We start from the raw sequence: 12,459 nt of genomic DNA, 5'->3' as shown, positions 1-12,459 counted from the left end.
TTTCACCAACTTCATCTTAGATGAAAATATTATTCCCAGAGGTTTGCATAATATGAACACGTGTATGGTAACTAAAAAAGAAAAAGAGGCTGGGACAAAACGAAATTAATATTTCTAAAACACGAATATTCAATGTCTTAGTTTCGGTATTTTATCAAGACCGTTCCATTGCGCTGCGGACCCTCGCTTTCCGCGGGGAGCAAGCTGAGCCTCCTCGTCACTTCGTTCCTGCGGGGTCTCACCTTTTGCTCTGCAGCCCGCAGGAGTCGAGGGCCCTCCGCTCCATTTCACTCATGTAAATAAAATATATTTTATAATTATAAATAAAAAACCGAATGATTAGAAAGATGACCTTCCTTACCATTCGGTTCAATAGTTGTGTTAGTTACTTATGTCCCAGCCTCTAATAGTTAACATAATATTTTTATTTTAAACTTTTATAAATTAGTAAGGTTACTCCTGCAATCAATGTGCCCATCAGCAGAATCGTTCCTAATCCAGTACTATATACAAAATACACCTTTGTGTTCATGATTACGTTTACGATTAAAAGGACAAAAATAACACAGCAGACAGCCACAAGAATACGATGATCCATCCTTCGCCTCAACACTCCAGCTCCTTTCATACAGAAAAGTGCAGGCAACCTGCATTAAAGGGAAAACGGTGTCTTTATTTCATGCCTATGTCGGATGGATCTTGTATTATTCACATATTTTCATATGAAGTGTTTTTCTAAAAAATGGTGTGCATCTGTGTTTCTTGTTCCCCAGCTCTTTTAATGGTCGGCAATTCAGGAAGTACTCTGCCTCTCTCCTTCCCCAACTTTCTTGATGACCGGCTTTTCGGGAAGTACTCTGCCTTTCTCCTTCCCCAATTCTATTGATGACTGGCATTTCAGGAATTACTTCCCCGTTCTCCTTCCCCAACTTTATCGATGACCGGCTTTTCGGGAATTACTTCGGCGTTCTCTTTCCCCAACTCTATTAATGACCAGCATTTCGGGAAGTACTCTGCCTCTAGCCTTCCTCAACTCTATTGAAGTCCGGCATTTCGGGAATTACTCTGCCGTTCTCCTTCCCCAACTCTCTTCATGACCGGCTTTTCGGGGATTACTCTGCCTTTCTTTCTATCTTACTTTCTTCCTTATTCTTTAATTAACGTAAATATCGCTAATTCTTGTGACTGACTTTGTTTCTTTTCAAATGATTTTCATATTTTTTAATGATTTTATTGGCCCAAACATAGTGACTGGAGGTGTTCGAAACAAAATAGGCTCCGAGTGAGCTTGTGCCTGGCCATTTGTAATACTTCTTTGTAAAAAGCTCTTCATTTGTATGAGATTCAATGAGTTCCATCATTCGTTCATGACTTTCTTTTACTAAGTCGATCCCGACAGATAATTCGGTTCTCGAATATTTCTCCTGAATGGATCGGTTCAAATCAGGTGTGGTTCTCCATGTATATCCTTCTGCGGGCATAGCGGGTTTTTCCCCATTCATTCCGGTCGTATACCAATTTTCTAAGAACAAATGCCATTCATGCAGATGGCAGATCAGATCACGAATCGAACGATTTAACCCTGGAAATTCGAATTCGTTTGTTCTCAGTGGTTCTGGGATTGACTGAATACGTTGAAATAGTTCAGCGAAATGATCATTGCTCGCCTGGATTAGGTCTTCTTTATTTTGCGGTCTGGCCATTGAACCTCTCCTCCTTTTATTTCTCTCCTTCCATTGTACCTTTTTATTGGTAATAATTTGTGCCATTTTTCATACTATTCCTGAATATTCCTTTTTAAAATTTCTACGCCTTTTTTCAGCTCTTCTACTGTTATTCCTCCATAGCCTAAGACAATTTTATCTGCATGACTTCCTTTGTTAAGCGCAAAGTGTTCCACTGGGTAAATTTTAACGCCTTCCTGCATCAGCTTTTCGCATAATTCTTTCGTAAAAGTGATGCCTGGAAATTGGGCGACGATATGCATTCCTGCTGCTTTTCCAATGACATGAACAGTGGGAAAAGCACGTTGCAGCGCATCTGTCAGAACTTTTCTTCGTTCCATATAAATTTTTTTCATTTTTCGTACATGTTTGTCAAGATGTCCTTCATCAATAAAACGAGCGAGCGCATATTGCTCAATGGAGGACGTGTGCCGGTCAGAGTACCATTTTAAACTGTAAAAAGGTTCAATTAGAGGCTTTGGCAGAACCACATATCCGATTCGTAATGCAGGTGATAAAATTTTGCTGAAGGTTCCTACATAAATGACACAGTCAGGATCAAGTCCCTGTATGGATGGAACGGAACCACCTTCATAGGTGAATTCACTATCATAATCATCTTCTACAATATAGCTGTCCATTTTCCGGGCATATTCTAACAGCTGGACTCTTCTTTGAATCGTTAATGTCCCGCCGAGCGGGAATTGGTGAGATGGAATCACAAATGTAAAACTTGGCCGCTTTTCAGGCAATAATGCCGGCTGAATGCCTTCATGATCGGCCGCTACAGGAAAAATAGAGGCATCCGCATTTGTAAATATATTTCTCATTTCGTCTGTGACCGGGTCCTCTACCGCAATAAAGTCATCCTTTTTCACTAGTAGCTCTGTGATGAGCTTTAATGCCTGAGTTGCACCAGATGTTATAACGATTTGAGAGTGATCACAGATTACACCTCGGGCTCTTCTTAAATAGTTGACTAACACCTTTCTTAAGGACAAAACACCGCAAGGATCTCCATAGCCAAATATCGAGGATGGAGCATCAAGACAAACGTCTTTCGTTAATTGAGCCCATTTTTTCCTTGGAAAATGGTCAATTGCAGGATTGCCTCCTTTAAAATCAATATAAGTTGGCTGTTTTTCAAAAACAATTCCTTGCAGCGTTATGCTCCCCTCTTTTTTAGCAGCTTTAATGGATGCCCCTTTTGCAACAAAGGTACCGCTTTTCGGAATTATTTCCAGATAGCCTTCTGATAGTAAGCGGTCATATGCTTCAATGACAATATTTCGTGAAATCTGCAAACTGCCTGCAACCTCTCGTGTTGAAAAAATACGCTCTCCCTCGTGGAGCTCATCATTTAGAATAAGAGATCTAATTTGCTCATATAACTGCTGAGTTAGTGTGACGCTGCCTTGCCGATTCAAGTCTTTTAGTATCATACTGATGCTCCTTTAAACTGGTACTATAAAATTAACCGATTTCTGGATCTGTTATAATACCAGATTAACATGATACGATGATGAAAAAAATAGAGGAGCGCTTAAATATGAAAACAATCGGATTAATTGGCGGCTTAAGCTGGGAATCGACAAGTGAATATTACCGCATTATCAATACAGCGGTGAAAAATAAACTCGGTGGTCTGCATTCAGCAAAATGTTTGATACACTCTTTCAATTTTGAAGAGATTGCAGATATGCAAAGAACTGGAAAATGGAAGAAAGCAACGGAAAGTATGGTGGAAGCTGCAGTCAAGCTAGAACAAGCTGGTGCAGAAGTCATCGTGATTTGTACGAATACAATGCATAAAATGGCAAAGGAAGTTCAAGAGGCTGTTACTGTTCCTCTCATTCATATAGCAGAATCAACAGCATCAGCCATTAAACAGCAAGGCATAAAAAAAGTGGCCCTGCTCGGAACAGCTTTTACGATGGAACAGCCTTTTTACAAGGACATCCTCTCTAAACACGGAATCGAAACGATCATTCCAAACGAGGCTGATCGCAAAATGGTACACAGTGTGATTTTTGACGAACTGTGCCAAGGCAGATTTTTAGAAGAATCCCGGGTGAAATACCAGGAATTAATTTCAAAATTGGAAGCAGAAGGAGCAGAAGGGGTTATCTTGGGCTGCACCGAGATTCCACTCCTGATAAAGCAGGAACACAGCAGCCTTCCTCTTTTGGATACCACATATCTGCATGCAATGGCTGCAGTTGAATATGCGATGGATCTGGAGTTTTATTCTGCTTGATTGGGGAGTTTGGTGTGGTTGGAGTAAATGCGGATTACCCACTGAAGTGCTTGGATTTTTATGAGTTGAGTTGTTAAAACCCTGGGTTTACGACCGAAGTGCACAGATTGAACTGAGTTGGATCATTTAAACTTCGGATTAACGACCGAAGTGTACGCATCACACCGAGTTGGGGCGTTTAAAACTTGGACTAACGACCGAAGTGTACGCATCACAACGAGTTGGGGCGTTTAAAACTTGGATTAACGACCGAAGTGCATGCATCACACCGAGTTGGGTTGTTTAAAACTTGGATTAACGACCGAAGTGCATGCATCACACCGAGTTGGGTTGTTTAAAACTTGGATTAACGACCGAAGTGCATGCATCACACCGAGTTGGGGCGTTTAAAACTTGGATTAACGACCGAAGTGCATGCATCACACCGAGTTGGGTTGTTTAAAACTTGGATTAACGACCGAAGTGTATGCATCACACCGAGTTGGGTTGTTTAAAACTTGGATTAACGACCGAAGTGCATGCATCACACCGAGTTGGGGGGTTTAAAACTTGGATTAACGACCGAAGTGTATGCATCACACCGAGTTGGGTTGTTTAAAACTTGGATTAACGACCGAAGTGCATGCATCACACCGAGTTGGGTTGTTTAAAACTTAAATTAACGACCGAAGTGTACGCATCACACCGAGTTGCGTCTTTAAAACCCTGGATTAAAATCCGAAATACGAAAGTTAGGTAGTTAACTTAAATACAGGGGCAATCTTGTCCCTGTATTTAACGTATAAATAACAGCCAATTCCCCGCTCCATCCTAACAAAATCACTAGATTCAAATTACCCCACCACCTTTATTATTCTTCCCTACTCCTCTTAATGGAACCAACACCCCTATCACAACCGATAAAACCACAAATACAATAAATGTATTAAAATTAAAAAACTGATTATTCACATGAATAGATAAAAAAACTGCGATATCCTGGATATACTCTTCATCAACATAGCCAAATTGCTCTTTATATCCCTTTCTCATCTCATCAACATACCGCACAAAAGACCAGCGCTGATACATAGCAGCACTTGCGCAATAGGAACTCCCAGCGACAACAATTATCCATTTCTTCTTATTAGAAAGCTCACGAAAGATCCCTCTCCAAAACACAATCAGATAGAATAAAATAAACGGCAGCAATAAAACAAAGAGAATAGCAGGATTTCCATTGCCAGAACTGCTGCCAGGAGCAGGTGTCATCAAATTTGAAAAGATAAATCCTATAGCTGTAAATAGGAGAACAGTAATCAGTATCACCATTTTCACACGAACACCGACCTCCACAAAACGAATAGTTTAATGAACGACAAATAGCAGCTCTTCCTCTGCAATAAACCGCTGAATATTGTCAATTGTAATAGTGCTGATGTTCACGATTGCTTCGTAGGTTGCACCGCCAATATGTGGAGTTGCGATGACGTTTGGCAGCAGTGAAAGCTCATTTTGCGGGGGCTCTACTTCAAATACATCAAGAGCTGCACCTCGAATGCCGCCGCTTTTCAGCGCTTCAACCAAATCTACCTCATTGATCAGCCCACCGCGCGAAATATTAATAAGAAAGGCACTGGATTTCATTCTCCCTAAAGTATCTCGGTTAATAAAATGCTTATTTATACTAGTTAATGAGGTTGATAAAATCACATAATCAGATTCAGTTAATAAAGTATCCAAATCAGTAAAACGCACATTCAATTGAGCAGCGGCATCTTCGTTCTGATAATTTCCGTAAGCCATTACATCCATTGAAAATCCATTGGCGCGCTTAGCGATCGCCTGTCCAATGGATCCAAAACCAACAATCCCCAGTTTTTTGTTATGGACTTCATTTCCAAGAGTGTTATTCCACAACCTTGCTTTTACTTCAGCATCCTTTTGCGAAATGCTTCTTGAGCTGGCAAGCATCAAACCAAAAGCAAGATCTGCAGCAGAATCTGCATTTTGACCAGGTGCATTACTTACGATAATCCCTTTTTCTTCCGCATATGCTACGTCAATATTGTCATAGCCGGCTCCAAACTTAATGATATATTTTAAATTTTTTGCTGCATCAATAACATCACGATCAATTTTCACAACAGCCACAACAATAATATCAGCCGCTGCTGCTTCTTTAAGCAAGTCTTCCTTCCTCACTCCATCGTCGGTTTTCATCACCGTTACATTTGTGCACAACTTTTCTGTTTCTTCAATTAATTCTGGATAGGCTGCAACAAATGCATCTCTTATTAAAATTAAAGCGTTCATTCTAGTACCCTCATTTACTTTCATTTTCTTTTTTCTATTATAATCAAAGATAACGTTAATAGCGGAATTTATAAAGTCTAACGCTAAAAAAACCTTCGTTTAGTTACAAATTTCCTTCTAAATATAAAAAAAGCAGGAGAGCCTCTCTCCTGCTCATCCTGCTTCTGCACTTGAAAACTGACTATTATAAAGGTCAGCATAAAATCCATTTTGTTCTAACAGTTCATGATGATTTCCCTGCTCAATCACTTGTCCGTCTTTCATAACGAGAATTAGGTCTGCATCCTGAATCGTAGATAAACGGTGGGCGATGACAAAGCTTGTTCGCCCTTCCATTAAGGTGTTCATTGCCTGTTGAATCAAACGCTCTGTTCGTGTATCAACACTTGATGTCGCTTCATCTAAAATCATAATGGCTGGGTCAGCAAGAATTGCCCGAGCAATCGTTAATAACTGCTTTTGTCCTTGTGAGATATTCGAAACCTCTTCATTCAATACAGTATCATATCCATCTGGCAGTGTCCGGATAAAGTGATCTGCTCTTGCAGCGACCGCAGCTTTTACAATTTCTTCCTCTGTTACATCTCCGTTTTTACCGTAAGCAATATTATCGCGGATCGTTCCATTAAATAACCATGTATCCTGAAGAACCATGCCGAAATTCTGACGGAGATTGCCTCTGTTCACTTTTGAAATATCTTGATGATCAATCATAATCTTTCCGCCTTTTAACTCGTAAAAACGCATAAGCAAATTGATTAAGGTGGTTTTCCCGGCACCTGTAGGTCCAACAATGGCGACCGTCTGACCTGGTGCAACCTCAATATTCATATCTTTAATCAGTAATTCTTCACCGTATCCAAAATCAACATGTTCAAATGAAACAGCACCTTCCTGGATTTTGTCCATCTTATGTTCTGTTACATTTTCTTCTTCTTCATCCAGCACTTCAAACACACGTTCAACAGCTGCAACAGTTGCCTGAACGATATTGGCAATATTCGCTGTTTGCGTGACTGGCTGTGTAAACTGTTTAGAATAGGTGATAAATGCTTGAATATCACCTATAGAAATCGAGCGATTGATAACTAATATCCCCCCGACTACACTGATGACGACATAACTTAAATTTCCGATAAACATCATCATCGGCATCATAATGCCGGAAATAAATTGGGCTTTATAGCCTGCCTTATAAAGTGATTCGTTGACTCCATCAAAATGATTCAGTGCTTTTTCTTCACGTCCAAATGCTTTGACGATTTGATGTCCTGTATAGGTTTCTTCGATATGGCCATTGAGCTCGCCAAGTGTGCGCTGCTGCTCTGCAAAGTGCGCTTGTGATTTTTTCAAAAACGGAGTAATTACAAACATAGATAATGGCAAGCTAACAATCGAAATTAACGTTAATAAAGGACTGATGGTGAGCATCATGATAATGATTCCAACAATCGTGACAATCGATGTTATAAATTGCGTCACACTTTGCTGAAGCGTGCTCCCAATCGTATCAATATCATTGGTCACTCTGCTCAATATTTCTCCCTTTGGTCTGCCGTCAAAATACTGCAGAGGAAGTTTTTCAAGCTTTTCATTAATGTCCTCGCGCAAACGGTATACCGTTAATTGCGCAACACTGGACATGACGTACTGCTGAACAAATGTAAATAACGAGCTAATCACATAAAGACCGGCAAGGAGCAGGAGCATTTGACCGATTGCGCCAAAATCAACAGCTGCACCAGGAACGCCGGATAATTTGCCGTAAATCCCTTCAAAGAGCTCCGTAATCGCATTACCCATGATTTTCGGTCCAACAATCATAAAGACCGTACTCAAGATCGCTGCTATAAAAACAATCAGTAGCTGTTTTCGCTGTGGTTTTAAATAGGATAACAGTCTGAACAAGGTACCTTTAAAGTCTTTTACTTTTTGCCCGCCAGCTATCATGTTTGGGTTTGGATGTTTTCTTCCAGATCCTCGCTGATTGGTATTTTCTGAGCTCATGCTGTTTCCTCCTCTGAGGATTGTGACTTCACAATTTCACGATACACTTCATTTTCTTCCATTAACTGTTTATGTGTTCCGATGCCGGCCATTGTTCCTTTGTCTAAAACAATAATCCGGTCTGCATCCACCACAGTACTGATCCGCTGGGCAACCAGAATAACTGTTGCATCTTTCGTTTCTTCCTTTAAAGCTGCACGAAGATTTTTATCTGTTTTATAATCCAATGCAGAGAAGCTATCATCAAATATATATACATCCGGTTTTCTTACTAATGCCCTGGCAATGGATAGACGCTGTTTTTGGCCGCCAGAGAGATTTGAGCCGCCCTGTGCCAGCATGGTGTCGTAGCCTTGTTCCATTTTGCTGATGAATTCATGTGCCTGTGCAACCATAGAGGCATGCTTCACTTCGTCTTCTGTGGCATCTTCTTTGCCGTATTTGATGTTCTCAGTAATACTGCCTGTAAATAACAATGCCTTCTGCGGAACAAGTCCAATTTTAGAACGAACACTTTCCTGTGAAGCATTACGCACATCAACGCCATTAATTCGGATTACACCTGAAGTAATGTCATAAAACCTTGGTATTAAATTTACCAGTGTTGATTTCCCTGCACCGGTACCTCCGATGATGGCTGTCACTTCACCAGGATTTGCTTTAAAACTAATATGTGAGAGTGCTGGTTCCTCTGCACCTGGATAGTGAAAAGTCACATCCTCAAATGATAATGTTCCTTTTTCTTGATCCGCTTGTGTCGAACCCTGATCCACAAACGTTGGTTCCAGCTCTAAAACTTCATTAATACGCTGAGCCGATACAGATGCTCTTGGAATCATAATAAACATCATTGAGGCCATGATCAGAGCAAACATCATTTGCGTGATATATTGAATAAACGCCATTAAGTCGCCGACCTGCATACCGCCATTATCAATGCGAATGCCGCCAAACCAAATGACAGCGACAACCGTTAAATTCATAATAAGCATTAAAACCGGCATTAAAAATGCCATGATTCGGTTTACTTTAATCGAAACATCTGTTAAATCACTATTTGCTTTTTGCAGGCGATCCTTTTCCTGTTTTTCACGATTAAATGCACGAATTACGCGGATCCCAGTGAGATTTTCACGCATAACAAGGTTTAAACGATCTAATTTATCCTGAACAAGCTTAAATAGAGGCAATGCTTTTTTCATAATAAAATAGATGGAGACGGCAAGAATAGGCATGGTTACAAGAATAATCAGTGAAAGTTTTGGATCCTTTGATACCGCCATGATTAAACCGCCGACAAACATAATTGGTGCACTAACGACCATTCGCAGCATCATAATCACTACCTGCTGGATCTGTGTAATATCATTGGTCGTACGCGTAATTAAAGACGCGGTGCCGACTGAATCAAAATCCTGCATGGAAAATTCATCTACATGCTTGAAAACTTTACGGCGCAGATCGCGCCCAAAGCCCATCGCAGATTTAGAAGCATAATAGCTTGCCCCAACGGATGCTATTGCACCAAGCGCTGAAACGGCGAGCATGATCCCGCCGACCCGCCAAATGACACCTGTATCGCCAACAACAACCCCGTTATCAATAATATCGGCCATTAATGTGGGCAAATATAAATCAGATAAAACCTGTATGAAAATAAGCGCAAAAACAGATAAAATCATCCATTTATATGCTGTTAATTGTTTGGTGAGCTTTAACATACAATATTAACTCCTTTATTCCTTCATTTCTTCTTCTAAAAATAAGGCGATTTGAGAAAGAGATTTCAGCAGAAGATCTGCCTGCTGTTCTGAAAGTCCATCAACAGCTTCTTTTAAAACCGTATAGTAGCTTCCTTTTTGCTCATGAATTGAATCCATTACAGATTTGCCTGCTTCACTTAATACAAGCTGCATTTCCCGGCGGTTCCCTTCCACTGGATAACGGTCAAGCAATTCTTTTTGTACAAGTGCATCAATTGACTGACTAAGGGTGCTCTTTGGAAACTGGGTTTCAATTCCGAGCTGTTTTTGTGTTATTTCTTTTTTGGATGCAATGATACTCAATAACATAAATTGCGGTGCTGTAAGCTCCAAGTTTGACGCTGTTTTTTGAAACAATTTTCTTAATCCCCGATTGACACGCTCAACCGATTTTAAAATATCCGTAACCCTCCGACTTGAATGATCTTCCATTTTTACCACCCTCCAGAACAGTTCGGTTAGGAACAGTTCTAAAATGTATGAGATTAATTTACTCCTGATCTTTTAACAAGTCAAGCAACAGGACTTTTGTTTTAGGAAAGTAGTAGAGATTCATTCAAATTGTTCATATTATTGTATAATACTAGTATAAATGGTTGGATCCTATCGAGAGGTGTAGTTCAGTGGATAAAAAGACAGCATTCTTAACGGAAGAAATAGAGATCAAAAACAAAGCACACATCCTTTATACGTATCATTCTGAGGAAAGTTATGTAAATAATGCATGCAGCTATATTATGACAGGTATTTCTATTGACCATCATGTCATTATTATTGAAAACGATTCTTTAACAAAAAAAATACAGGAAAAGTTAACAGGAACTCTAAGCGAAGAAGAATTTGGAAAAGTACATTTTTTTAATAATTATGATTATTACATGGCTAACAATCATTTTCATATAGATAGAGTTATAGAAAACTTTGATCAGGTATTAGCTCCATTAATGCATCAAAACCTTTCAGTACGAACATGGGCTCATGTTGAGTGGCCAGTTGAAAAAAATATTTCTCAAAAGCTTATTGATTTTGAACAAATTGCCGACCGCGAAGTCAATAAACATGGGACTATATCAGTATGCGCCTATGATGGAAACAACATGTCGGCTTCTTTACAAAATAAACTAATGGAATGGCATGAGTATTTTATGACCGATGATGCTTTGGTCCGTTCCTATCTTTATAGAGGTAATGACGCAATCCTTCCTTCCCTGTCTGATCAGAAAAAGCAAGATAAGAAAGTTGAAAGACAGCTGTTTGCTAAAAATGAGCAGCTGCAATCTTTTATGAAACAAAACCTTGATTCTGTAATGATTGTTGGTCAAGATGAAAAAGTCATTTATATCAATCATATTTTTGAGGAGACCTTTGGATGGAGTGCACAAGATATTTTAGGATTAAATGTTTATGAACTTCCTGTAGCTCCTTCTGTCGATAAAGAGATGGTTGAGCAAAAAGAAATGCCTATAAAAAAATCTGATTCTATTTACAAAGTAGAATGCACTAGACAAACCAAATATGGCAAAGATATTAAAGTTCTGCAGACTTGCTTTCCATTTAGAGATGAAGACGATCAGATTTTTGCCTGGGTCATTATCTTAAGAGATCAGACTGAACGTTATCAGGTACAAGATCTGCTTCTTCAATCAGACAAGCTATCGATCGCTGGTGAGCTTGCTGCGGGGATCGCTCATGAAATCCGCAATCCGGTTACTGCGATTAAAGGCTTCCTTCAGCTGTTAAATGCAGATGGAAAAAATGTACGCACCTATTATTCAGTAATGGCATCTGAAATCGAAAGAATTGAGCTAATATTAAGCGAGCTGCTAGTTTTAGCTAAACCTCAGACAACTGATTATAAATCTAATAACCTAATTACACTCATTAAGGACGTCATAACTTTGCTTGATGCACAGGCGAATATGAATGGCGTCCAAATCAAAACAAAATGGGTCAATGAGGGTATTCATGTAAAGTGTGACGTAAACCAAATGAAACAAATTTGCATTAATTTTATTAAAAATGGGATTGAGGCAATGGATTCTGGAGGAGTATTGACAGTTATGGTTGAACAGAATGAAAATGATATCCTTCTATCCTTTATAGATGAAGGCAAAGGAATTCCTGAAACGATCCTAAAAAAACTTGGACAGCCTTTCTTTACAACAAAAGAGAATGGAACTGGATTAGGACTTATGGTCAGCAAAAAAATAATAGAAGATCACCTTGGAAGTATGAAAATATATAGCAAAATCGGTGAAGGCACAACGATTGAGGTTCGACTTCCAATTCGTTAAACAGAATGCAAAACAGTGAGCAGCAGTATGCTCACTGTTTTTTTATGGACAAGAATTCATACTGCCATGTTTGCTTACATATCATTTAAAGCTAGTACATTTTTACGGTTTCATACTGT

10 protein-coding genes are annotated in these 12,459 nt (G+C 39.5%); 2 read left to right on the top strand and 8 right to left on the bottom strand.

The window, feature by feature from the left end; all coding sequences use genetic code 11:
* Positions 1–424: 424 nt before the first annotated feature.
* The 3 genes from F7732_RS22525 to pdxR all read right to left on the bottom strand — a co-directional run bounded on the left by F7732_RS22525 (position 425) and on the right by pdxR (position 3,166).
* The gene (locus tag F7732_RS22525; RefSeq protein WP_161598831.1) at positions 425–598 is read right to left on the bottom strand and encodes a hypothetical protein; all 174 of its coding nucleotides are present in this window, start codon (positions 596–598) and stop codon (positions 425–427) included.
* A gap of 574 nt (positions 599–1,172) precedes the next feature.
* Positions 1,173–1,703, bottom strand: coding sequence for a ClbS/DfsB family four-helix bundle protein (locus F7732_RS03585; protein WP_151572280.1), 531 nt, complete (start codon positions 1,701–1,703; stop codon positions 1,173–1,175).
* 74 nt (positions 1,704–1,777) lie between these two features.
* On the bottom strand, positions 1,778–3,166 hold the full coding sequence (gene pdxR / locus F7732_RS03580; protein WP_151572279.1) for a MocR-like pyridoxine biosynthesis transcription factor PdxR: 1,389 nt from the start codon (positions 3,164–3,166) through the stop codon (positions 1,778–1,780).
* Positions 3,167–3,273: 107 nt separating this feature from the next.
* Here pdxR and F7732_RS03575 point away from each other — a divergent pair, with 107 nt between their 5' ends.
* A complete protein-coding gene (locus F7732_RS03575) occupies positions 3,274–3,981 on the top strand; it encodes an aspartate/glutamate racemase family protein (RefSeq protein WP_151572278.1) in 708 nt (235 codons plus the stop codon).
* A gap of 828 nt (positions 3,982–4,809) precedes the next feature.
* On the opposite strand, the gene F7732_RS03570 is transcribed toward F7732_RS03575, so the two are convergent.
* From F7732_RS03570 to F7732_RS03550, 5 genes are all read right to left on the bottom strand, one after another.
* Positions 4,810–5,298 (bottom strand): hypothetical protein, encoded by a 489-nt coding sequence (locus F7732_RS03570; protein WP_151572277.1) that lies wholly within the window; start codon positions 5,296–5,298, stop codon positions 4,810–4,812.
* A 30-nt stretch (positions 5,299–5,328) separates the two neighbouring features.
* Positions 5,329–6,276, bottom strand: coding sequence for a phosphoglycerate dehydrogenase (locus F7732_RS03565; RefSeq protein ID WP_151572276.1), 948 nt, complete (start codon positions 6,274–6,276; stop codon positions 5,329–5,331).
* A gap of 153 nt (positions 6,277–6,429) precedes the next feature.
* The gene (locus F7732_RS03560) at positions 6,430–8,283 is read right to left on the bottom strand and encodes an ABC transporter ATP-binding protein (RefSeq protein ID WP_151572275.1); all 1,854 of its coding nucleotides are present in this window, start codon (positions 8,281–8,283) and stop codon (positions 6,430–6,432) included.
* Positions 8,280–10,004, bottom strand: coding sequence for an ABC transporter ATP-binding protein (locus tag F7732_RS03555; protein ID WP_151572274.1), 1,725 nt, complete (start codon positions 10,002–10,004; stop codon positions 8,280–8,282). The genes F7732_RS03560 and F7732_RS03555 overlap by 4 nt, the downstream gene beginning before the upstream one ends.
* A gap of 15 nt (positions 10,005–10,019) precedes the next feature.
* On the bottom strand, positions 10,020–10,478 hold the full coding sequence (locus tag F7732_RS03550) for a MarR family winged helix-turn-helix transcriptional regulator (RefSeq protein WP_151572273.1): 459 nt from the start codon (positions 10,476–10,478) through the stop codon (positions 10,020–10,022).
* 191 nt (positions 10,479–10,669) lie between these two features.
* Here F7732_RS03550 and F7732_RS03545 point away from each other — a divergent pair, with 191 nt between their 5' ends.
* The gene (locus tag F7732_RS03545) at positions 10,670–12,340 is read left to right on the top strand and encodes an MEDS domain-containing protein (RefSeq protein WP_161598830.1); all 1,671 of its coding nucleotides are present in this window, start codon (positions 10,670–10,672) and stop codon (positions 12,338–12,340) included.
* Positions 12,341–12,459 lie beyond the last annotated feature (119 nt).

The sequence above is a fragment of the Bacillus mesophilum genome (genome assembly GCF_008923265.1).
GTDB lineage: Bacteria > Bacillota > Bacilli > Bacillales > Cytobacillaceae > Cytobacillus > Cytobacillus mesophilum.
Note: the sequence above shows the minus strand (reverse complement) of the source record. Positions and strands in the feature narration are given on the sequence as shown.

Bases quoted from the DNA above. Each gene is read 5' to 3' on its own strand.
- F7732_RS03555 (WP_151572274.1), bottom strand. From the start codon at position 10,004: ATGTTAAAGCTCACCAAACAATTAACAGCATATAAATGGATGATTTTA.
- F7732_RS03550 (WP_151572273.1), bottom strand. From the start codon at position 10,478: ATGGAAGATCATTCAAGTCGGAGGGTTACGGATATTTTAAAATCGGTT.
- pdxR (WP_151572279.1), bottom strand. From the start codon at position 3,166: ATGATACTAAAAGACTTGAATCGGCAAGGCAGCGTCACACTAACTCAG.
- F7732_RS22525 (WP_161598831.1), bottom strand. From the start codon at position 598: ATGGATCATCGTATTCTTGTGGCTGTCTGCTGTGTTATTTTTGTCCTT.
- F7732_RS03565 (WP_151572276.1), bottom strand. From the start codon at position 6,276: ATGAACGCTTTAATTTTAATAAGAGATGCATTTGTTGCAGCCTATCCA.
- F7732_RS03585 (WP_151572280.1), bottom strand. From the start codon at position 1,703: ATGGCCAGACCGCAAAATAAAGAAGACCTAATCCAGGCGAGCAATGAT.
- F7732_RS03575 (WP_151572278.1), top strand. From the start codon at position 3,274: ATGAAAACAATCGGATTAATTGGCGGCTTAAGCTGGGAATCGACAAGT.
- F7732_RS03560 (WP_151572275.1), bottom strand. From the start codon at position 8,283: ATGAGCTCAGAAAATACCAATCAGCGAGGATCTGGAAGAAAACATCCA.